Genomic DNA, 23,718 nt, shown 5'->3' on the forward strand with positions numbered 1-23,718 from the left:
ACACTGACTTCTTTTCATGAAAAGTTATTGTATTCGATGGCCGATGGTTCCCATTTTTCCCATTCCCCGTTGTCCGGATCAATGGAAACAAGACGAAGCCAGCCGTTTTTCACTTTTCTACGGAAATGAGGATCATCTTCGAGCAAGTGCTCAATATATTGTCGTGGAGCTTCGATGATGACAAGCAGCCGAAGCGGAGAATGGAACATTTCTTGATCGGATGCCATGACCGACTGCCATGGAAGCCCGGTAAGCAAATCGCTCGCGTTCCCTTGCATGACCCCGATTCCTGCGGTAACCGTTTGTGTTGCTTTGCTGCCGCTGCCATAATAATGAGGGGCAACAGTTGATGCGTAATATTGTAAATTAATCCATTGCGCAACTGTCACCGGACCGGCAATGATGTTTGCAAGCGATTCTCCAAATGGATCCTCGCGCCAATCATAACTGTGCAAAAATGCTCTCCCCTCTAAATGGCAATGTTTCGTTAGCTGACGGCGCCCGATAATAAACGCAGCATTCCCTGCCAGCCCCCATTCCGGACGGATTTCGCTCCAGTCTTCGGCACGGCGATATGCTTCGGCAAGCGGGTCTCTCTTCTTGTCGTTTAAGCCGGGCAACTTCGACAACCGCTCCATATTTGCATTACGGCTTACTTTTTTGAGCTTGCTTTGCAACATATCAAACGCTTTTTGTGCCGCTTCCGAAAGCGTTGGCACATAAAGCCAGCGAAGTTCATCGACCGTTGTTATATGCTCTGCCGCAACAAAAACGGTGTCCTCTGGAATAACGATCCCTTCCTTTGCAAGCCCTTCCCGCACTTCCTTAAGGTTGCAAAGCGCTGCAAACACGCGGGCATTGTATCCCCCAGCCGCTCCGCCGCATGCACCGCAATCTAAAGACGAGGCATACGGATTGTTCGTTGTCATGCTTTCATGACCACAGACAACAACAAGAGGCGCGAAAGAAGACGTCAATCCCATTCCTTTTAATAGCTGTTGAACATATTTTACTTTTTCTTCTGCAGAAAACCCTACTGGCAAGTCGGTTGCTTTTAAGGAGTCATTCCGATGCAATGAAAGTTCTGTCTTCGGTTTACGTTCTAATGTTTCTTGTATGCGGCGGAATAAGCGGCCCGCCTCGCTTGGCGCTATGCTTCGGGCCAGCGTATGCAAACCGAGCCATGGTCCGCTTACTTCTGGAAGCAACATGCTTGCAAGCAGATGTTGTTTCATTTTTTTAAACGTATGACTAATGGAAAACAGTACGTTCCGCCGTCTGCGGTATTCCTTTAGGTTCACCGCCGCTGCATATTCTCGAACTTCATGCTGCGGCTTTGCAATCACCGGGCAAGAAGCATGTGAATAGACGCTGTCCAGTTCGCGCGTTTGGATAGGGAGGCCGAAAAAACCAGCACACCCGTATGTTTCAAATGGGCCCTCCCGTTCTAAATGCCGGCGGAAAGGTTCAGAACGAACATCAATGCAAAAGATGAGCTGAGCGGCTGCCTGTTTCGGCGCGTTGTTTGCAAAAGAGGACGTGATCCTGTTTTTTAGTTGCGCCTCTTGTGTATCTTCCCATGCTTCTAGCCAGAGTTTTTTGCGGACGATTTTGTCAAATCGATCAACAAGAGATAAACGGGCTTGCTGCTCAGTTTGCGGCAATTGCAGCCATTGTTCTGGCGTCAATTCTCCCCAGTGCATCCAAGCCGCCAGAAGCGGAAGGAGAACCGTTTCGTCATCCTCCTTTCGTTTGGCCAATGGCAAATGTGGTGCGATCAACGCCCATTCAAGCGAGAGGCGGATCGCTAAATAATCCATTAGCAGCGCATGCGCTTGGCCGGATTGCTGCGAGCGCCACAATAACATTCCCGCCCATCCCGGCAAGGAAAGAAGATGCGCTTCCAAATAGTCTTTCATCGCTCCATGCGGTATGCCAAGCGCCAGCAACGCTTGTCGCAATGCGTTTTTGGCATCATGCGGCAAATCTTTTAACCGTTTGCGTTGCTGTTTGTTTAAGGATGGATCGTTGATCACAAGCTTTCGCCATGCGTAGTAAAACCCTTTTTCCCGAAATGGCATCGTCCATAAAGCTTGTGATTCATCTAAAAATAACTTGCACCATTTTATCATTTGGTGATCAAGCATCTGAGCCCATTTTTCCTCGCCTTGCTCTTCAAGGAGAACGCTTAACGGCTGGATGAATAAACGTTTGGAATCTCCTCGTAATCGTATCTCTTTTACTTTCGCTGCCAAACTTTTTAATGTTGGAGATGTTAGCACCTCATTCGGAATTTCATCGTGCCAAAGCATTGCGCGAAAAACACGTTCAGCTTCTTCACGCGGCATCAATAACGGCTGCTCATCAAGCCAGCGTTGAAGCCGCATTTCCAAAAACTCCGGATTCAGTTCCCCTTTCCGTTGCGCCGCGCGCAGCATGGATATGGTTGGGTAAAGGTCAATATTTCGCGACAATTTGAAGCGGTACGCAACTTCCTCAAACGAAAGATGTTCCAACCCCATCCACGGATGGCGCGCGACAAAAGTGGCAATAGGCCAAAGCGGAGCAATCACTTTGCTAGCGCTTTTGACGAGCTCGCTTATGTTTATATCTGCTGCGACATCTTTTCTCTGTTGCACGCGCACACTAGAACGTTCAAGCGATACGGTTGCCTTGTTCATCCACTACCCCTTCCTCCTGCAAATAAGTTACAAGATAATGCGGATGGCCTTCCACCGACTCTGAACGCGGTTCGCCTATATGGACGAGCCACATATATAAGTATGCAAATGAATCCGATGAACGATGGACAGAAAACCATATGCTCGCTAACCCGCCGAGCCCGAACATCAAAACGGCTGCCATTTCCGTGATCATCGATGTGCTCGAACTTGGCGGCAACGTTTTATATAAAAGCGCCATGAGACCGCTATGCATCACCTCGGAAGCCAGCGCCAATCCAGCTAATACGGCCACCCCGATCCATCTCCCTTCTTTCAAAACAGCGAGCCGCCCCCACGCAAACGCCAGCGACCAGCCAAGAAGCAACGCGCTTAGCAACCTCGTGTTTTCTTCCGGCGAGGTCATCCAAAACACTAATCCTAACGCAAATCCGAATATGGCTCCGCCAAGCAGCCATGCTTTCGATAACGTCAGCGATGGGCGAAACATTTTATGTGGCCGCGGCACAACCGAGCCGGATTGTAAAAATAACGTTGCTTTAAACAGGCCGTGCAGCACTAAATGAATCACTGCTGCTGCATATGCACTTAATGCACATTGAATAAACATCATTCCCATTTGCGCCATCGTTGAGGCAACTAATTGCCGTTTATAGTCCACTTGAACCAAACTGATCCCCGTGCCGATCAACACTGACACAGAGGCGATCATAAGCAGCAGCATTTGCGAACCATTACCACTAAAAAGCGGAGAAAATCTTGTCAACAACAGACCGCCCGCATTTACCAAACCCGCATGCATCACTGCTGAAATCGGGGTCGGAGTCACCGTCGACTCCAATAACCAGCGTTGAAACGGCCACTGCCCCGCTGGAATGATCGCCGCTAATACGAGCAAAACGTTCACCCCGTCCGCTTCCCACCATTCTAGACCGGCAATGCTTTCCTTTGACAGTGCAAACGATAATCGCCAATATCCCGTTGCTTGCCACAACCATATGGCAGCTGCCAATAAAGCTATCCAGCTCAACAAAAACATCCTTGCCATTTGCATAACCGTTACTCTTACCGGCTGCCATTCTTTTTTCTGCATCGCCAGCAACGTAAGTCCGAGTAATGGCATTCCCCAGCAAAGAACAAGCAATCGTAAATCATCGCTCATCCACGTGATGGAAGCGGCGCTAACCGTAAACGTTAAAAGCATAAAATACATTCGATACGCGCGGTCGCCATGTAAATAGCGTATACAAAACCGCTGTATCATCCAGCCAAACATGAAAATATACAAGGCCATCAACCATGCAAGCATATCAGAGCGCCATGGTCCGATCGCCACATTTTTATCGGCACCAACAAGTCCTGCTAAAGCAACTGCTATCGGCAAAACAAGCAAACTGACATGAATTCGAACGTAACGGACAGGAATGCGAGGGTGTAATAGAAATACCGAGCTGATTAGAGTAACAGCAAGCGTTGCAAACAAGGTAATGAACATTGTTTCACTCAAGGCGATCCTCCTCTCCCTTTAATAACAAAAAAACCGACTATGTCATCCATACTGAGTGCCCCTTTTTAACCTGAAAAAGGTAATGGCCGCTGTATGGATTGCACATAGTCGGTTTATCTTCAACGAATCCTTAATGGATTTTTTGAAGATCTACCTTCCTTTATTTAACCCTAATGCTTCATTCGGTTTACCTTCAACAAATCCACGACAGTCACAGATTTTTTGAAGGTCTACCGACACGTTGAAACTGGTTATTCAGTTATCCAACATAATGATGTTATCAATGTTAGTGATAATATATAAATTTATATAACATTATCTATTATATTATTTTAAAAGTTTTTTCTCAAGATCATTAAATAATTTGAACACCATGATCCGTTCTCCTGTACGAGTGCTTAAATCAGTGTGAAAACTCTTCACTTTTTCCCCAGTTATATTTAGGATAATTTCCTTCAGCTCTTCCTCTCCTGATTCAACCAAGCTGGATCGATTTCTTTTTACCGATAATCTTCCTTCCTTTGATTCACAAAGTGAATATTCGGCAGGGGTTAGAATCCCGTGCAAAGAGACAATAATCATATCTCGCAAAATATCTGTCTTCACAGATACTGAACCTCGTCCAAGGAAATCTTTTTCCCATTTCGTTAATGCTTTACTTATTTCCGCTTCCATAAAGCCTTTTGATTTGTTCATTATGAATTCTCCCCTCTAGCCTATATAAGTTGCAACAATCATTTTCTCTTTCCGTCTACATCTTTATCTCCGTATAGGATGATACGATAGCGCGGTGGGCGGACAGTCGGATGTAAAATCAAACTGCAACTGATATAGCTTCTTAGTCAAGAAATATATCAATCTAATCTTATTCTTTTCTTTGTTACTTAAGTCAATATCAACATCCATAAGTAATTTCGCCCCCACTACTTCATGAAAATAACAGCCTGGACTCACCGTTATTTTCACAAAAAAAGGACTGACAATATGTAAAAGTGCCTAGTTAATTAGAAGATCAAATAAACCTCTTTCGGTTGCTATGTCTAATTATAAATTTGTCTTCGATTATACAGTATGTCAACATTAAAAAGCAATAATATTCCATATGGAGCTTTTTGGGGCAAGTCCATATTACTGTGTAAATTCCTCTTTGATAGACGCCTTCGAACAGATGATTGGACATATGGTAGGGTCCCAATTGCAGGCCAAGAATTTCCCGTTATCCTTCCCGCAGCAATAAAAAACCACTCTAATAAAGCAATAAAGGAAACTTGGAGGACCAAGTTTCCTTTCCTTATTTTGATTCTACCTTCGCAAATTTTGTCGAACCAATATTTTGATGTATGGAAGCCCATGGTCTATTATTTTCCCAATGAACTTTCAGCGCCAATTGAAATGTCTCTGATAAAAACTCATCTGTTAATACTTCCTCTTTTGGTCCTGCAGCTACAATTTGTCCCTCTTTTAACAATAATACGTGTGTCATCTCTTCTACAATTTCTTCAATATAATGAGTGACATATAGTACGTGGCATTGCTGATGGGCAATAATTTCTTTCGTTAATGATAAAATCTCTTCCCTTGCTAAAATGTCTAATCCTATAGACGGCTCATCTAATATAAGCAATTTCGGTTTTGCCATTAACGCTCTTCCGATAAGTACCTTTCTTTTCTCTCCTTCTGATAATGTGTCATACGTTTTTCCCTTTAAGTGATCGATTCGAAAAGATGCCATTAGCTGTTCCGCCTGTTCTCGGTCCTCATTGATCACCTTTTCGTACAATCCTATCGAAGCAAATTTACCGCTGATCACAATATCCTCTACCGTTTCCGATTTTAAAGTTTGACTAAACCGGTCAAGAGAACTGCTAACAAATCCGATTTGCTTTCGCAGCTCAGGCAAGTTTGTTTGCCCGAATGGATGTCCTAAAACAGAAACTTCCCCTTTTGTCGGATATTGATAGCCTGTTACGATATTTAATAGGGATGTTTTTCCTGAACCGTTTAAACCTAATATGACCCAGTGTTCCTTTTCTTTTACTTCCCAATTTATATCCTTTAAAATAACTCGATTTCCTCTTATCAAGGACACATTTTTCATACTTATGATATTTTCCATTTCACACTACCCCTCTATTTTTAAGAATATTATAACAAATCAACAGGCCAGTGAGTAGTTCCAAAAACAAGGCTTTCTTATGCGAATATTTCTGTTCTGTTTAAAAAGATAAAATTGTAACAGTTGACAATTTGTGTCTGCTCACAGATAATACAGTAATAGGAACGTATATTCGCTCATTTATTGAGACTAGAATTTAATGTCGTTCTTACATGTTCATAAAAGGAGCTGGTTATAAGTGGGAAATTCAAATCAAAAAATTACTACGTGTTTCATGTTCAATGGCAAGGCTGAAGAGGCAATGAATTTTTACACCTCTGTATTTGACCAGTCAGAAATAAATAGTGTTTTTCATCATGAAGATGGAACAGTATTACATGCTACATTCACATTAAAAGGACAAACGTTTATGGCTATGGATAATAGCAACAAGCAAGAGCACCCTTTTACTCCTGCAATATCGCTGTTTGTAACATGTGATACCGATTAAGCAGTTATCGCAAGATGGCAAAATTCTAATGCCATTAGCTGCTTATCCATTTAGTGAAAAGTTTGGTTGGGTGGAAGATAAATATGGTGTTTCATGGCAATTAAACCTTGCAAAAAGCTAACAGTTAGTTGACAGCCAATTTTTAGATTAAAGAGGTTATTCTTATGTCATCAACCAACTCAAATCCATCTATGGCTTCACTATTACGCAATCGTTTCATCCAAACGATTATGACAGCTGGTTTGTTTATTCAGGTTGGCATTTGGGTACGCAACTTTGCTATTCTATTATTTGTCACGGAGAAGACAGATGGGGATGCGCTTGCCGTCTCACTCATATCGGTGGCCGAATTTGCACCGATTTTTATCTTCTCCTTTATTGGCGGTACGTTTGCAGACCGTTGGCGACCAAAACGAACGATGATCTGGTGCGACTTCTTAAGCGCTATATCGATATTTGTCATATTAATGGCGCTCCTGTTCAGCACATGGAAGGCTGTTTTCCTCGCAACATTCGTCTCCGCGATCCTATCGCAATTCTCTCAGCCTTCGGGGATGAAGTTGTTCAAAGTACACGTTCCGGGAGAACAGATGCAGGCGGGTATGTCATTATTCCAGACAATGATGGCTATTTTCATGATCATCGGTCCGATATTAGGCACGTTTGTCTTTCAACAATTCGGTATCTACATCTCTATGATGGTAGTAGGCATAGCTTTTCTATTATCTGCTCTCGTACTGACCTTATTGCCTCCCGACCGGATGGAGAAGAAGGACGAAAGTGAGACATCGCTCTGGGATGAAATGAAGCTCGGCTTTCAATATGTGTGGTCGCGCAAGATTCTTGTGACTTTGGGAGGCGGTTTCATGGCTGCTGGGTTAGGGCTTGGATTAATCCACCCGTTGGCCATCTTTCTGGTAACAGAGCGCCTTGGTCTGGAAGAGAATTACTTGCAATGGCTGTTCACAGCCCATGGAGCAGCCATGATTATCGGTGGCGCTGTGGCAATGGTATTCTCCAATCGGATTGCGCCGCACATCCTGCTGATGCTGGGGATGGGAAGCATGGCTGCAGGAATTTTTATGATGGGTTGGTCCACTATGTTCTGGCTTACCTTAATGGCTGAGTTTATCATCGGCTTATTCATGCCTGCTCTCCATATCGGCATTAATACGATTATACTGAACAATACCGATGAAACGTTCGTAGGACGTGTTAACGGAATATTGACCCCTCTGTTCATGGGTTCGATGGTAATCACGATGAGCTTGGCTGGTCTGTTGAAAAAACAATTCTCCCTATTCACGATCTATCAGGCCTCTGCCGCTCTCTTCGTCATCGGCATTCTGGTCATGCTCCCGATGTTCCGAATGCTTAAAACAGCTGAAGCCGGAATAAATAAAAATTAACAAAGCCCATTAGCCAGCCAGGCCGCGGTGCAGCACCACAGATGATGAAAATATTGGTTTGTGTCCATTAAAATGTAAATGAGGGGGTTCTAAAAGTAACCACTTTTGGAACACCCTCTGAGTTCAGAGAAAGCCTCTGTACTTTCAGCCTTGGACAAAAAAGCGATACTGTTATTGAAGTATCGCCACCCGTTAGCCAACCATGAAGCGAGCTTCACCACAGATGATGGAAGTGAATTCGTTCTTCCATGAGAGACACCCATGCCGCATCTATGCGGCACCATCAGAATCAACTCTAAGTATCGGTCTCCAATCCAAATATTTGCTACCTGAAATCCTTTGGTCCTCTTACCGGAGGTTGGATTGAACGGAAAGCCTATTGGCGCTATTTTGTCTTTCAGGGATTCTAATTTTGTTTGATCTTGGTCGATATGCACGACAAAATGATCCAAACGTATCATAATATTGTCACTCCTTTCCAAAAACACTTCAACATTATCTCCATACCTTTTTTGCACGCTCCAGCAAAAATCCTCCTTTGCATTCGAGGGGGATGGACTAAATACGATTATTTCGAATATAGACACTTATTAACTTGTTATGGTATCAACTTTTTGGATTTGCAGGAAATCTAGAAAAACGACAATCCAATCATAAAAATAATTCCAGATACCAGTAGCGTAGTGACACAGTACCCCATAATATCTCTCACTCCTAAACCCGCAATGGCAAGAGCAGGGAGTGCCCAAAACGGTTGAGCCATATTCATCCATGCCTCACCGTAAGCAATAGCCATCGCCGCAATCCCCGGATCTACTCCTAAAGAAGCAGCAGGCATAATGAATGGTCCTTGAACAACCCAGTGCCCTCCGCCAGACGGAACAAAGAAGTTAATTACGCCTGAACTTAAAAAGGCAAGAATCGGAAAAGTATGCTCATTAGAAATAGAAATAAAGGCATTCGTAATGACACCACCTAACCCTGATTGCTCCATCATCCCTCGAATTCCCGCATAAAAAGGAAATTGAATCAAAATGCCAGCTGTACCACGCGCAGCGTTTGTGATTGCTTTCATATATGATAGAGGAGTACCGTGCAACAACAAGCCCGTAAAAAAGAAAAGTAAATTAACTGTATTCACATCAACTTTAAATCCCTTTTAAAAGCGGGTCTGCTTCCATCGTTTAGGACTGGGGTGTAAATATTTTCGTTGAGTATTGTTCCGGGTGAACGTTACGATATTGAATTTACAGCAGAAAATTCGTTCCATTGTCATGATTTGCACCATGCTTCAGCCAAAACGGTCAAAAGATACAACTTCACCTAACAACGATCGTGAGCTTGCATCTTGTGTATTGTAAAAATGGGAATCAATTCGGATTACATCGCTTCTGGCAGAAATGATAATATGTCTCTCTTTCATTATGAATTCTATCTGCCTAGCATTTGTTTTGCATAAAAAACCATCGTGGCGCCTCGCTGATTAGCAGATAGGGGTCAAAACTTGTAATCCTTTCTCTTGTCCAGAATCTAATGCTAACTGGCAGATTATTAAATTAGGAAAGAACTTTTATACAAAAACCATTTGACTATGACATTACGTCACCCTTTATCCTGTAAATAGAAAGGAGGGAACCACTTGGATCGTAATTTTTACCGTATCACCGAGTTTGCTCGGAAGGCTTCTGTTTCCGTTAGAACGCTGCGCTATTACGATAAATTAGGCTTGTTGGTACCAAAGCATAATCAATCAGGTCATCGACTTTATACAGATGAAGATCTAATTCAACTGCAATATATTTTATCTCTAAAGTTTCTTGGATTTTCTCTAAAAAAATTAAAGATTTTCTTAAAGTTGATGCTAAACATTTTTAAAAACGATTAACGCAACAGAAAGCAATGATGAAAAGAAAGATTGCTCAAATCGAAAAAATAATCGAAGCAATTGAAAACGTAGAAAATGCTTTAACGTCAAATAAAATAGATTACGACTCCATTATAAATACGATCCAAGTGATACAAATGAAACCGGAGTGGGTAAATCCATATCTCACTGCCAAAGAGCGAAAGACAATGAGAGAATTGGTAAAACAATCATATTCAAAAGAAGCGTTGCGAAAATTAACTGCGAAAGGTTGGACAGAACAAGACTACAACCAACATATCAATCAATATCGATTATTTAGAGAATCATTGACAAAACTTGTTAAGAAAGGCGCCAGTCCTGATAGCCCTGAAGCACAGGAACTTGCAGAATTTTTGATGGAGATGATCCATCGTCGCTCACAAGGCGACCCGGATATTAAGGAAGGCATGAAAAAGATTTGGGAAAACTTCAACTCATTACCAGATCAAGAGAAGCCCAAAATTTATATGATTCCAGATAATGAAAGAGAGTTCATCAAAGAGGCCTGCATCATATATCACAAGAATAAAAACAGATAAACAGATTCAAGAAAAATGTAACGGCCTTTCCTCGATTGATACCGAGAAAAGGCCAAAGCTTTTCATTGCCTACTTGCTAGGAATATTTGCAAATAGACACTTTTTTAATACGGCGCCCACCTCGGCTGGTCTAGCCAATCATTCTGGAGTCTATCGACTCTTGCACGATTCGTCTTATGCTTGTTAAGACTAAACAGGGCGCTTGCTCCTTTTGTTCTTTCAATATATTAAATCGATAAATTCTTTTTTCTCAATATTTCCGAAATAATGCTTAATATCAACATCTTGCAATGCTTTTTCAATTTCAGATTTCTCATATCGTTTTCCGATAAGTTTTGCTTCGATTTCCCCTATGTCTCCGACTCCAAAAAAGTCACCGTAAATTTTGCAATTTCTAATTATCCCCTTTTGAACTTCGAGTCTCACATCTATTTGGCCTGCCGGGAATCGGTGTGAATGCTGAAGATTAAATTTAGGCGATTTTCCGTAATTCCATTCCCAATTTTGATAACGTTCTATAGAAAGCTTGTGAATGTTAGCCCAATCCTCTTCCGTCAAGACATATTCAGGAATCTCCTTGTCTTTTCCAAAAATACTTTCCAACAGAACGGAACGAAACTCTTCTATTGTCATTTTTTCTTTTAGAAATTCAGAAATATTTGCTACCCGGCTGCGAATGGACTTAATTCCTTTTGATTCAATCTTATCTTTTTTTACATTAAGTGCTGAAACAATATTCTCTATTTTCGAGTCGAATAACAACGTGCCATGGCTGAACATTCTCCCTCTTGTTGAAAACTGAGCATTCCCTGAAATTTTTCTTCCTTTTACAACGATATCGTTACGACCGCTTAATTCCGCATTAACACCAAGTTTTTTTAACGCTTCAATAATAGGTTCCGTGAATTTTCGGAAGTTAAGAAAACTATCGCCATCATCTTTCGTAATAAAACTAAAGTTTAAATTTCCTAAGTCGTGATAAACGGCTCCGCCACCTGACAGTCTTCTGACGACATGAATCCCATTCCGTTCTACATACTCTGTATTAATTTCTTCAATAGTATTCTGGTTTTTTCCGATAATAATGGAAGGTTCATTTATATAAAACAATAGATACGTTTCATTAATATCGAGGTTTTTTAAGGCATACTCTTCGATTGCCAAATTAATTCTCGGATCCGTAATCCCCTTATTATCAATAAACAACATTTTTCCATGCACCTCGATTCAGGAAAATCCCTTACATATTCCGTTTTTTGACTGCTTGGTTGTTTAGGTATTTTTTGTTTTAATTTCATTGATTATTTAGCACATAATTCTATTTTTTATAATTTCTAAAATATAAAATAAATAAAAAATGCTACCTTCCTTTTTTGGCAATCTGGGAGTTCTCCCTCTGTATTCAGATCATTGACAAATTCGCCAGCGCGGTTTCTGTTCGGTTTATCACCGGCTGAAATGAATAAAGTCGATCTAACGGGAAATCGTGTTACTACTCATGTGTTTGACAAATAGATTATCATTTTTTTCTCCCAATGTAAAGCAAATGAGTTGATATTCCAAAAACATAAGGATTTGTCGCTGTTTCTTTTAATAGATCAATAAGTTGAGTGAACTCATGCTCTCCACGGTTTTTCCAATATTCCCACTGTTCTGGTGACAAAGCAGCGCCAATGTTAGTCGAGCCAATTAGATTTAACGTTTCAAAGCCATGTGATTCCATAAAAGGCTTAATATCTTCTATATTGATCAAATGATGAGTAATAATCAATAATAGTACGCATAAATTGTTCACCCTTCTTCAAATTAAAATGACTCTTTCCCTTCGCATCTTTTAACTATTCTTGAGCCATCCTATGTGATTTTGCAACTATAAAAATAAATAACGGAAACTTGGAGGGCCAAGTTTCCTTTTACTTATTTTGATTCTACCTTCGCAAATTTTGTCAAACCAATATTTTTATATATGGAAGCCCATGGTCTATTATTTTCCCAATGAACTTCAGCGCAATTGAAATGGCTTTGATAACAATTCATCTGTTAATACCTCTTCTTTTCGTTCCGCAGCTACAATTTGTCCCTCTTTTAACAATAATACGTGTGTCATCGCTTCTACAATTTCTTATAGTACACGGCATTGCTGATGGGCCATAATTTCTTTCGTTAATGACAAAATCTCTTCCCTTGCTAACATGTCTAATCCTATTTCACACTGCCTCTCTAGTTTAAATTAATATTATGAAATATCCTAATTAATATAAGAAAATTGAGTTATTAGATGTGTCTGATGTTGATGATGGTTTACGTTTAACGGTAAAAAGCAATCGAGGGTTTTCTCCCTGCTGCCAGCATATTTCCTCTCGTCCGCATAATCGGTATATAAAATCATCCGCCAAATTAGGAGTGAGTGAAGTTGTTCATAACTGCACACTTATATTTCGCATAGATAAACTTGTTCTTTATAAAAACGCAACGATTTTTCCCACTTTTCAATGAGCCTCATCCATTCTTGGATATTTTCGCTTTGGTCCATTAGTAAAGCGAGCGGCACTTTTAAATTTAACAAACGGCCATTGATGATAAATCGAGTCACTCCAGCTGGAAACATCCATCCGTTTGTAACATAAGCTTCTATTGCTTCGTAGCTTATAGGCTGATATTTGATTAGCACATATCCTTTTGGAGGAAGATGTTCATCCTCTTTAGGAATACGAATGACAGGATACTGTTTGGAATAATAGGAAACAACTGTATGCCAATAGGCTAAAAGATCGGATTGAATATCCTCTAGATAGAGAAAATGTGATTTATTTTCAGAAGATACTCCTTCTACAAATATAGTTCCTTCTTTTTCTTCACGAACCCATGGCAAGGATGAATCATTCAACATTTTTTCATACCATTCCCCGGTTGAGATGAGGTGATTCCACGCTGTATTGGAAAAGTCTTTTTTCTCCACTTCCTGAACAGGAACTTTTCTACATCCGATAGCCCTTAATGCGCTTAAGCGATGAACTCCATCGAGTACTAAATAACTTCCGTCGTTTAGCTTTGTCACTAGTATTGGATGACGAAGAAATTGATCTTTCCTAATCTGTGTAATGGTTTTTTCAAGCCTAGACGGCTCATATTCTTCGTGTAAACGCAACTGATTAATAGGAACGAGTTTTAAAGAAGTGATAACCTCTTTCAAGAATGACTCCTCCTTTGATTAAATATGTTTATGTTGAAAATGTTACACGTTATGTATCTAAGTAAATATGCTTTGGATGAGGATGGCTCAAAAAATCATGGTGTGAAATTGCCCAACCATACGCTCCTGTGTAACGGAAAAGGATAATATCGCCAATCCGAAGGTGATGGACGAACACATCTTTGGCAAATACATCTTTTGGAGTACAAAGTTGACCTACGATAGTGATGTTTGTTTGCTGTACTCCTTTTCTTGGAAACGGATACGTCCATTTTTCAATCGGAATAATTTCAAATGGATGGTTATGCTGCCAAGAAACAGGAAGACGAAAGTGTTGAGTCCCCCCGCGTACGACTACAAATGTTTTTCCATGATTCTCCTTAATGTCTAATACTTCAACAGCATAATAACCACAAGATGCTGTCAAAAATCGTCCACATTCAAATATAAGCTTCGTATCTTGAAAGTTTTCTTTTTCTAGTAATTCTTTCAACCGGTTAGTAAAAGTATTCCAATCAAATTGTTGGGCCAAATTCTCATAATTTACCCCTATTCCACCTCCTGCATTTACATATGAAATAGACAAATTATATCTCTTTTTCCATTGTTTCACCTTTTGGATATATAGCCTAATTAACTGTAAATGACTATTGGCATCTAATTGATTGGAAACAGAATGAAAATGAAATCCCATTAATTTCAATGATGAGCGTGATAGTGCGAAACGAATAGCATCATCCATTTGATCCTCAGCAATTCCAAATTGTGTCGGTATTCCCGCCATATGTAGCGTTGCTGATGGAAATGGCCCGATTAAATTGACGCGAAGTAATATAGATACAGTAGTTTTTAATTGCTCAGCCATCCATGCAATTCTTTGTAATTCCTGAATGCTTTCAACATGAATCAGTTGCACTTGATGTGTGATGGCTCCTTTTATTTCATCATCTGTCTTTCCGGGTCCTCCAAATATGATTGGTACGGTAGGACTAATCGCTCTTGCTTTTTTAATTTCTCCTAATGACGCAACTTCAAATCCTGAAACCAATGGATAAACAGCTTTCAATATACTCGTTTCTGAGTTTGCTTTCATCGCATAAAACATCTCACAGTTCGCTGGAAGAGCTTCTGTTACCTTCAAAACATGATTCTTTAAGGTTTGTAGATCATAAAGATAAGCACAAATTGGCTGATCACTATTCACACTGAGATGCCTAATTGTTTCGATGACGTTATTCACTCTGACTCCCCTTTCTATATTCCTTTTTGAATTCTAAATTCTCTCTAAGAGTTCGGAAAAAAATGCCACGATCATCGCCGACCACAAAAACTTGAACTCCGAGATTCAACCATTGGACAAAATCTTCATGTGCCCGAGGAATGGCACAAAAAGGAATTTGTTTCTCTATTGATATATGGAAAATTTTTTCGATTTCTTTCTTGACAATACTTGAGCGCGTTTGCCACGGCATTCCAAGTGATTGGGATAAATCTGCCGCCCCCTCTAAAACCATATCAACACCTGGAACAGATAAAATATCTGGTAAATTTTTTAATCCTTCTTCATCCTCAATCATGAAAATAACCATCACTTCTTTATTGGCTTGTTGAATGTATGAGGTTAACGATTCTTTTCCAAATCGAGCCGGTCTTCCACCGTTGAGACTTCTCATGCCGAGTGGAAAGTAGCGGCTCGAACGAACCGCTCTTTCCGCTTCTTCTTTTGTGCGAATATGAGGAACAACAACTCCTTTTGCACCTGCATCAAGCGCTCTTAAAATGGCCCCTTCACTGTTTTCACTTACTCTTACAAAAGGAGTTAAACCAGCCGCTTCAGCAGCTCTAATCATATTTTCTACTGTCTCAGGGTTAATAGACGCATGTTCTGTGTCAATGATGATGAAATCATATCCTGCATACCCTATCATCTCCACGATAAGCGGGTTAGGAATGGAACAAAACAGGCCAAAGACTTGCTTTCCATCTTTAAGCAGTTGTTTGACATGATTTATGAACATTGCTGTTTCATCTCCTCATAAACCACATACAATGGGTTTTTGACTTTCTGTATTCTTAATTCTGTTTCCGGGAACATTCTTCGTTTTGTCAACTGTTCGACCTGAATGGTTTCAGCAAAAAGAGGAAACAGCTGAAAACGTTCGGCAAGATGTGAAAAGCGCTGTTGATACTGAAGAATTACTTCAGCAACCATTTTCCAAAAACTCGCCTCCGGAAAATCGTAATACTCTTCTAAAAACAAGCAAATTTCCGACAAATTAATGAAAAAGAAAGCGTCATGAACAAAATCGCGTACTAACAATAAATCATCCGTTTCAATAAATGAATTACGATTAACTTTTGCATGAATGTCCGGTGTTGGTCTTAATAATGGGCAAAGTGTTGGATCATTCAAACCCTCTTTTGAAAATCGAATACCATCGTGAAAATCTTTTAATGCTAAACGTGTCGGCATTCCATTTTTATGGATCAGTATCATATTTTGCGCATGCGATTCCATCGCGATACCATGCGCATACAGTAAATGGATCAACGGAGTAACGGAAACATTCAACATTTGTTTGACCCATGTTTCCAGTCCATACGTTTTTATCCAATCATCAATAAGCGGGCGTTGTTGATTGGTCATACTGCACATTGCTTGAAAAGGAAACGCTTCTTCATCCTCTTGTAAATAAGAGTGAATGCTTTCTCGCCAAATAGTGGATAATGCACCATAAGTCTTTTCTTTTTCGAATTGCGTAAATACATGTGATTGATAGGATATTCCCATCACTTCTCTTAAAAACACCGTCTTCCATTCATCTTTGAGATACGCATCTTTTTCTTTTATTGTCTGCAGCCAGTCTGAAATTTTTGCCGCGTTCTCCACTGTATGCGGAGCTAAAATTCTGCTTGTTGAAGTATTGGTAATGCTTAATGCCAATTTTACATAGCATTTTTCTGGGCTGGTTTGATTGGTTAATGTCCGAATCGACTGTTGAGGAACGTATCGATCGGTTCCTTCTCCCAGCAGTATCAAACGTCTCTCTTCTATTTCTTTAAAGAAGAATGGAAGAATCATTTCTCTCCATTGCCAAGGATGCACAGGGATAAAATAGTAGTCGTTGGCATCTAGATGATAGGCTGTTATTTTTTGTACAAATCGTTCATAATCCTCTCCAAGTTCAGATTGGATAAATTCTTTATAATTGATAGCTTGAGACATGGATAATTCTATGACACTATGATGTGCTCCTAGCCATATAAGAGAAAAGGAAGGCTGAAAATCTGGTCCAAATTGCTCGTTATCTTCTAGGTTGAATCCGATTCTTGATTTATAGGAAGGATGATACGGATGTCCTTCCATTGCAGCACTTTCGATTTCGTCATAGGTAGCAGGTTGACGGTAATTAACCCTTTTCCGCCGATATTGTGCCAACGCATCTTTTATTAATGTTTGGTTTAGCTCTTCAGCAAATGTTTTAAGTTTTGTTTCATCTGCCTGTATGTAAGGCGCAATTTCTTCTAGAAACAATGAAAATGAACGCGCTTCCTCTTCCACATGCCCACTTTTTCGAATGAGGGACTCGCAAATTCGAATGCGTTGAAAACTCATTTTCCGTTCTCCGCCACATATGTACGTTACCGGATTGCCATCTTTGTCTTTTCCTTTTATTTCAAATTGCATCCTTCCATTGTTTAAAGGATATGTTTGGGCTTTTACTATATTTTCATAGATTAATGATTCTACCAGTTGACGAAAGATTCTCCTCCGAACATTACGGTACTCTTGAGATTGAAATAACTGTTCTAATTCATAAAACCATTCTTCTTTACCTAGAATCATGACTTCCACCTCTATTTCTATAAATTGGATTTGGTATATGAACATATAAAGGAGTTTCGCCACGCTCTAAAAAGCGACTGATTAAATTCGCCTTGGCTGGCAAAGAAGGACTATCTAATAAACGGCCAACGGCACGCTTTAACATATCACTGGCAGTTTCCGTCTCCAGTTCAAGTAAAAAGTTTCGAACTACAGTCCATAACTGATACTCATCTAATTTATTTATTTTGGCTAAGCTGGATACGACATGACTGAGGTGATTGACAAAGAAATAATAAATGAATCGTTTCCATGCTTCTTGATCGCTATATATAACAGGACTCTCTTTTTCTATTAATCCCGAAAAATAACCAAGTTTGTCAGCATGCTCTCGTGAAATGCTAATTCCTTCAAGGTCGCGTACGTAACATTTCTCCGGCCAGCCGTTTTTAAGTATGATCAATGAATTCTGTGCATGTGCTTCAAGGCTGATTCCTTTTTCTGCAAATAAGCATAAAATAGGTTTCAGTGTTACATGTAAATATTGACGCAGCCACTCTTCCTCATTATGATTGTACTGGCGGATTTGCTGTGCCAAAATGCTGCAATCGCTATTTGGGAGGTTTTCCAGTAATGAAGCCGCAACATATAATGATTCGTGTTCATTGATATTTATTTCCGCTGGCCCCTCCCGTAAAAGAACTGCTGTATTTTGAATTAATATCTCATTTTCTTTCTCTGTTAACATCGGGGAAAAAATCGCCCGAAAACCATGTTCTAATAAAATACCAAATGATGAATGGTTATCTTGTCGAAGTAATTTCTTGATCACTCTGCTTGCGTCGATAGTGCGTCGGATTTGTTCTAGTGTATTGGTACGAATAAAATTTGTAATTCGAATATGTAGCGGCAGCTTATAGAAAAAATTATGTGTCGGCACCCATACCGTGCGTACCGAAGCCGTTGGATACACCTTTCTTCCCATCTTTCCCAAGTCAATGATTTTCTTGGTTTCTATCCACTTTTTAATGAATGGAATCATTTTTATATAATTTGCCTGCCACGGGTGAAGAGGTAATAATCGATACTGATGATTTTCGTCTCCAATCTGGCTGCGAATATGGCTCTTCTCTTCTTCCGTAAACTCGTCCCCAAAATCTAATGCATGTCCATCAATAAATTCCTCGAATATTAAATCTTTTGCTACAGCGAAATAGTGCAACGTAAAGGAAGCACCTAATTCTGGAGCATAAAGCGGTAAATCGTACTCTGAAAAACCTTCTGAACTTTTTGGCGTAGGGTGAAACGGATGTCCTAACAACAATGATTGTTCAGACTGTAAAAATACTGGTTTCTTTTGACTACGCTCTTCCTGATGTATCGAATTTTTAAGATAAAGAGCGGTCTTATGGATGCTGTTTTCCATGTGAGATCGTAATTCTAGTTTTTTGCGATTACGTTCCGCTGCATCTTTCTCCAAAAAAGCCAATTCCTCTACAATTACATTCATTACTTCATCGGCATTTGCCGGCATCCATGTTTCATTTTCCAAAGGTTTTACATAAAATGTATCTTCATATTCGTGATGACCAGTTGCTGACCAAAATGAAAAATACCCTAAAAGTTCATACCCGGTCTGTTCTAACAATAGGTGAAACAATGCGCCATCTTTTGTTTTTTTCAATGATAAATCATTACGCTCATTGATGATCCTTGGATCAAAAATCTCTTTTTCTCTTAGGTACGAATTTAATAAACGTTGTACTTCTGCCATTTTTGCTAAATACATACTGGATTTGGTATGTAAACTTGTAAACACGTTGTTTCATTCCTTCCTCTCTTCTAACTTTTACCTATAGATGGATGTTTCATTTTTAGCAACCCGCGGAAGAACAAAGAATGCACTAACAATCAATATCGCTCCCATAACAACAAATACAATGCTTGGAGAAAACATCCCGGCAATCGCAGAACCGCTCAATGAACCGGCAATTTGTCCTGCCACTAATAAGCTGTTGGTTGCCCCAATACTAACTCCTCGATTTTGTCCGTGAGAATATTGCACAACCACAAATACGACCGATTGAATTAATGCACTAAAAGTAAGTCCTTGGAAAACTCTCAACAACAATAAACTGATCATACTTTCTGTATATGCCTGCAAAATAATGCTTACGCCACATGCTAACGTTGCAATCACATAATTGATTTCTACAGATCGTTTATCATTTTGTTTTCCCCACCAAGGCGAGCTTATAAAGGTAGCTCCCCACATGGCAGCTTGTATGAATCCAATCCATGTTGCTGCTAGGTGAGGGGACTGAGAAATATTTTCAACATACGGCGCAAATGCCGTCACAAGACCAAACACAGCAAATTTTGCTGCAAATCCTGCCATAATAAATCCTCGTGTACATTGATGGCTAAAAAGAATATGAAATGTTTGCAACACCGTAAAATGCGTTTGTTTTCTAAGTTTTTCATTAAAGATGTTTTTCTTTGATTGTTCCGTGAGGGTAAAGGCAGCTACAAGAGCACTAATTCCCGTAAGAATCCCCATGGTCAAAAGCAGCGGCCGAAATCCCCATAAATCAACCAATATTCCGCCTAGTAAAGGTCCGACTAGTGCTCCTGCTGCCTCAGCACTCTGTAAATTTCCTAACGCTTTTCCGCGCTCATCTTTTGGTGCCTCCATGCTTACAAAAGCGCTGGACGCATCAACAATTCCGCCGAATGCACCTTGCATCACCCGAATAACTAGAAACTGAAGCGGACTTGTTGCAATCGCCATTAGCAGCAAACAAACACAAAGTCCGACAAGCGCACGCACAACCATCCATTTTCTCCTAAAGCGATCCCCTAATTTGCCCCAAATCGGAGACATAACAGCAAGTGATACAGCAGGAGCGGCAAGAGCTAAGCCGCTCCAAAACTGAATGGATTGCATACTAGTCGCACCCAGTTCTTTCATATAGAAAGGTAACAAGGGAACAAGAACGGTAAGACCTGCTATGGAAATAAACTGTCCACTCCATAAGACATAAAAATTCTTTTTCCATATTTCCTCCTTTATCATGTTTGACAAAGACCCCCATCGTCATTGAAATGGATTTCGAAAGGTTCCGATGCTTGAAGGCATACTTCCTCCACCACTTCCTCTCCGCATTAGCAATGGATGAAGCACTTTCTTGACCGGCCAGCTTTTCCGTTGAAAGAAAAGTTCATGGATGATACTCCGATGTTCATCAGGGATATCGATTTCGCATAATGTTTGAATAAAGCTCTCTTTTACTTCTTGCCAAAATTCAAATTCATCTATCCCATAACTAGTACTTAATGCATCGACAATCGAATATAAGTTCACTTGAATTCCTAAAGTTTGAAAGTATGCAAGAAATGATTCTGGTGACTGATGAATCAGTGTATTTGGCGTATCTTTTCGGATCACATATTCTGGATCATTTAATCCCTTCGTTTCCATCCATCTTGGGAAAATTCTTACCGTATCATGATCTCTTAACAAAAATCCTTTTAAGCGGTATTTGTCTAAGATAAGCACAACGTTCTGCCCATGTAGCTCAGGCATAATTCCATAGCTAAGCAGACGAAGAGATAATTGAAAAAATGCTTCACATAATTCCCTGAATAGCAGACGGATATTCTCACTAGTTAGATCTTTGCCTTTTTTGTTTAACCATAATGCAAATGGATGACGATGTCCTCTTAGGTAGTTATTGGCGAAAGCGGCCATGGGCAGCAGTGAAATATCAGATGAATCGTTTAATTCCTTCGGATACTCTCGAATCTGAAAAGCCAAGTGTCCCGGTTTATCAGAAAACAAATCGTTTCCCTTATTTCGAAACGTCCACCAATGTATCTCGTTACATAGAAATAGTTGCTTATCTATTTCCTTGTTTTTCTCTTTCACCCTCTGAAGCAATTGTTGCCCCTTTTCTCCATTTATAAAGTAGCGTGGGGGAAGAAGCCGCGACGCTCCGAGGGAATATATCCCGATCGGAAGCTTTAGGTGAAAACGCCTTTGCTCTAGATGGGCAAGGGACCGCAGCGAAGATGTTGCAACCATTCCCCCTGTTTCTACTGAAAGTGGAACACAAATCTTTTGATCTATTTCGTTACGGTACAAGTCGGACAAAACATGCTGTTTCTGCCATGGATGAATAGGGAAAGCCATATAATCTGATTTAGAAACGCCGGCCTTATCAAACGCATCGTTCAATCTTTTTTTCTCTTCTTCCTGAAGCAATTGCCACAATAGCGCTTCATCGGCATTTGTTCCACTTCTGATATACGCACGATGAAGAGCAACCCATTTCAGCTTAATTTCGCGGCTGTATTCGGGGCTATATTTCCTGTATTCCTCTGCATTCCATCCCATTTTTGCTTTGGCTGTCGGGTGAAATGGACGATCTCTGAAAGAAGCAATTCGTTCAGTATGCAGCAACGATAAATCATACTTTTCTGGCAAAGATTCATTTGCTTCCATCGCTAAAGCGGTTTGTTGGATGGCCGTTGATATCTCCTCACAAAAACGTTCCAGTTTTTCTGTTGGATAAGGATGAAAATCAGATGCTAAATCCATTAGCGCTTTTATAACATCCAGCGGCTCCATCGATTGCATGAGTTTGGATGGTTTGTCAATAAGATATACTTCATTCTGGGACATACGATAAGGTTGTAAAACAGAGCGACGCACTGTAAAAACAAATGATTTTTCTTTATTTAATGGCACTTCGTACAGCATCTCATCTGATTGTAGTGAGATATGGCAGTAGTACTCTTTTTCAGAGATATCAACTATTTTCCCTTTTGTCGAAAAGCTAAAAAGATCTTCCAACAGGAAAGCATCGATTAACTCTTTTAATATTCGCCGAGATGCACGGGCATTAGTAACAGCATCTTGTCGTTCGGTGAGATGCATATGTACAAATATCTGCTCCTTTCTGTATGCGGTTCATTGAATTAATATAGTGATAATGTTGTACCAATTTGCATGTTCACTGCTCGTTGATATATAGCGTACGCGCACGCAATATCTTCTATCGCCATCCCCATCGGGTTGAGAATAATGATTTCTTCATCATTCTCGCGCCCTACTTTCTTTCCAATCACAATATCTCCTAACTCGGCATATAATTGCTCTTTTGAAAATTTACCTTCAAGCACGAGCTGATGTATGACTTTCTTTTCACGGTTTGCTTGTTCCCAATCATCAACAATAACTTTATCTGCTTTTAAAAACACTTCCTTTTGAACATCCATAATGGAAATATTGCTAATAAATGCTCCTTTTTGAAGCCAATCATATTGAATATATGGCTGATCAGTAACAGTGCACGGGATAATAACTTCTCCTTGTCTAACCGCTTTTTCAGCAGAATTTTCAATGATAAATGAAACATGAGGAAATAATTCTTTCATGTCCTCTGCAAGCTTAATAGCTGCAGCTGGATAAAGATCATAAAGGTAAATGGATGTGATTTGCGGGAATTGTTCAAGCATGGATTGTACTTGCTTACGTGCAATCAAGCCGCATCCAATGATTGCGACTGTTTTAAACCCTTTCTTAGCAAGATGTTTGGCTGCTACAACACTCACTGCTGCTGTACGCATACTGTTGATTAAGCTTGCTTCCAGCACTGCTATTGGATAATTTGTACTCGGATCATTTAAAATGATTAAGCCGCTTGCCCGCTCAAGCCCTCGCAATGTTGGATTATCATGTTTGCTTCCAATCCATTTTATTCCAGAAACAGGATGTTCCCCGCCGATATATGCAGGCATTGCAATAATTCGATCAGCAATATGCCCTTCTTTTCCTTCTGTGCGTAAATAAGGTTTTAACGGTTGGACAAATTGTTTTTGGGCGTGTAAGCATAGCACATCAGTAATGGCATTTACATATAAATCGGATGTATCTCCCCCGACTCTAGCAATATCTTCTTTATTTAGATAGAGTAGCCTAGGCTGGGGAACGCTTTTATTAGACGGCTGTTTTTGTTCTTTATGTATTAACATTTTCACAATCCTCCC

At 40.2% G+C, this 23,718-nt stretch carries 19 protein-coding genes and 2 pseudogenes; 4 read left to right on the top strand and 17 right to left on the bottom strand.

All coding sequences use genetic code 11. The features are described 5' to 3' along the window. Positions 1-14: 14 nt before the first annotated feature. The 4 genes from BV455_RS19265 to BV455_RS19280 all read right to left on the bottom strand — a co-directional run bounded on the left by BV455_RS19265 (position 15) and on the right by BV455_RS19280 (position 6,304). On the bottom strand, positions 15-2,681 hold the full coding sequence (locus BV455_RS19265; RefSeq protein ID WP_042411456.1) for a DUF2309 domain-containing protein: 2,667 nt from the start codon (positions 2,679-2,681) through the stop codon (positions 15-17). After that, positions 2,656-4,176 carry an NADH dehydrogenase subunit 5 gene (locus tag BV455_RS19270; RefSeq protein WP_042411502.1) on the bottom strand — a complete coding sequence of 507 codons (1,521 nt, stop codon included), beginning with the start codon at positions 4,174-4,176 and terminating at the stop codon, positions 2,656-2,658. The genes BV455_RS19265 and BV455_RS19270 overlap by 26 nt, the downstream gene beginning before the upstream one ends. A 339-nt stretch (positions 4,177-4,515) precedes the next feature. Beyond that, positions 4,516-4,884, bottom strand: coding sequence for a Na-translocating system protein MpsC family protein (locus BV455_RS19275; RefSeq protein WP_042411453.1), 369 nt, complete (start codon positions 4,882-4,884; stop codon positions 4,516-4,518). Between the two features lie 595 nt (positions 4,885-5,479). After that, positions 5,480-6,304 carry an ABC transporter ATP-binding protein gene (locus tag BV455_RS19280; protein ID WP_042412388.1) on the bottom strand — a complete coding sequence of 275 codons (825 nt, stop codon included), beginning with the start codon at positions 6,302-6,304 and terminating at the stop codon, positions 5,480-5,482. 238 nt (positions 6,305-6,542) lie between these two features. Here BV455_RS19280 and BV455_RS19285 point away from each other — a divergent pair. Beyond that, a pseudogene (locus BV455_RS19285) lies at positions 6,543-6,915 on the top strand (VOC family protein). A gap of 43 nt (positions 6,916-6,958) precedes the next feature. After that, positions 6,959-8,203 carry an MFS transporter gene (locus BV455_RS19290; RefSeq protein ID WP_042412390.1) on the top strand — a complete coding sequence of 415 codons (1,245 nt, stop codon included), beginning with the start codon at positions 6,959-6,961 and terminating at the stop codon, positions 8,201-8,203. 89 nt (positions 8,204-8,292) lie between these two features. Here BV455_RS19290 and BV455_RS19295 read toward each other — a convergent pair whose 3' ends face one another. Continuing rightward, entirely contained in the window at positions 8,293-8,721 is a 429-nt protein-coding gene (locus BV455_RS19295) for a hypothetical protein (RefSeq protein ID WP_017435413.1), read from the bottom strand. Between the two features lie 113 nt (positions 8,722-8,834). Then, complete coding sequence (locus BV455_RS19300) at positions 8,835-9,344, bottom strand: TIGR00366 family protein (protein WP_244404789.1); 510 nt, start codon at positions 9,342-9,344, stop codon at positions 8,835-8,837. 498 nt (positions 9,345-9,842) lie between these two features. Between BV455_RS19300 and BV455_RS19305 the strand changes: the two genes are divergently transcribed. Together BV455_RS19305 and BV455_RS19310 are read left to right on the top strand one after the other, a co-directional pair. Beyond that, the gene (locus BV455_RS19305; protein WP_042412393.1) at positions 9,843-10,088 is read left to right on the top strand and encodes a MerR family transcriptional regulator; all 246 of its coding nucleotides are present in this window, start codon (positions 9,843-9,845) and stop codon (positions 10,086-10,088) included. 14 nt (positions 10,089-10,102) lie between these two features. Further along, positions 10,103-10,648, top strand: coding sequence for a TipAS antibiotic-recognition domain-containing protein (locus BV455_RS19310; RefSeq protein ID WP_081804226.1), 546 nt, complete (start codon positions 10,103-10,105; stop codon positions 10,646-10,648). Between the two features lie 219 nt (positions 10,649-10,867). Here BV455_RS19310 and BV455_RS19315 read toward each other — a convergent pair whose 3' ends face one another. The 11 genes and pseudogenes from BV455_RS19315 to sbnB all read right to left on the bottom strand — a co-directional run bounded on the left by BV455_RS19315 (position 10,868) and on the right by sbnB (position 23,703). After that, positions 10,868-11,857, bottom strand: a complete 990-nt coding sequence (locus BV455_RS19315) for a lipoate--protein ligase (protein WP_218687577.1) — start codon at positions 11,855-11,857, stop codon at positions 10,868-10,870. 310 nt (positions 11,858-12,167) lie between these two features. After that, positions 12,168-12,443 (bottom strand): hypothetical protein, encoded by a 276-nt coding sequence (locus BV455_RS19320; RefSeq protein WP_201028861.1) that lies wholly within the window; start codon positions 12,441-12,443, stop codon positions 12,168-12,170. Between the two features lie 122 nt (positions 12,444-12,565). Continuing rightward, a pseudogene (locus BV455_RS21025) lies at positions 12,566-12,854 on the bottom strand (molybdenum ABC transporter ATP-binding protein); the annotation flags it as partial. A gap of 225 nt (positions 12,855-13,079) precedes the next feature. Beyond that, positions 13,080-13,841: a ParB N-terminal domain-containing protein gene (locus BV455_RS19330; RefSeq protein ID WP_042412285.1), complete on the bottom strand. Its 762-nt coding sequence runs from the start codon at positions 13,839-13,841 to the stop codon at positions 13,080-13,082. Positions 13,842-13,890: 49 nt separating this feature from the next. Continuing rightward, positions 13,891-15,081: a type III PLP-dependent enzyme gene (locus BV455_RS19335; protein WP_081804224.1), complete on the bottom strand. Its 1,191-nt coding sequence runs from the start codon at positions 15,079-15,081 to the stop codon at positions 13,891-13,893. Then, entirely contained in the window at positions 15,074-15,859 is a 786-nt protein-coding gene (locus BV455_RS19340; protein ID WP_061578998.1) for an HpcH/HpaI aldolase family protein, read from the bottom strand. Before BV455_RS19340 ends, BV455_RS19335 begins: the two co-directional genes overlap by 8 nt. Beyond that, the gene (locus BV455_RS19345; RefSeq protein ID WP_061578999.1) at positions 15,850-17,688 is read right to left on the bottom strand and encodes an IucA/IucC family protein; all 1,839 of its coding nucleotides are present in this window, start codon (positions 17,686-17,688) and stop codon (positions 15,850-15,852) included. The genes BV455_RS19340 and BV455_RS19345 overlap by 10 nt, the downstream gene beginning before the upstream one ends. Beyond that, positions 17,675-19,486, bottom strand: coding sequence for an IucA/IucC family protein (locus BV455_RS19350; protein ID WP_061579000.1), 1,812 nt, complete (start codon positions 19,484-19,486; stop codon positions 17,675-17,677). The genes BV455_RS19345 and BV455_RS19350 overlap by 14 nt, the downstream gene beginning before the upstream one ends. Positions 19,487-19,516: 30 nt before the next feature. Continuing rightward, positions 19,517-20,743 carry an MFS transporter gene (locus BV455_RS19355; protein WP_218687578.1) on the bottom strand — a complete coding sequence of 409 codons (1,227 nt, stop codon included), beginning with the start codon at positions 20,741-20,743 and terminating at the stop codon, positions 19,517-19,519. A gap of 21 nt (positions 20,744-20,764) precedes the next feature. After that, complete coding sequence (locus tag BV455_RS19360; protein WP_218687579.1) at positions 20,765-22,606, bottom strand: IucA/IucC family protein; 1,842 nt, start codon at positions 22,604-22,606, stop codon at positions 20,765-20,767. 41 nt (positions 22,607-22,647) lie between these two features. Next, positions 22,648-23,703 (bottom strand): 2,3-diaminopropionate biosynthesis protein SbnB, encoded by a 1,056-nt coding sequence (gene sbnB, locus BV455_RS19365; RefSeq protein ID WP_042412108.1) that lies wholly within the window; start codon positions 23,701-23,703, stop codon positions 22,648-22,650. Positions 23,704-23,718 lie beyond the last annotated feature (15 nt).

Source organism: Parageobacillus caldoxylosilyticus (assembly GCF_019272935.1).
GTDB classification, from domain to species: Bacteria; Bacillota; Bacilli; order Bacillales; family Anoxybacillaceae; genus Saccharococcus; species Saccharococcus caldoxylosilyticus.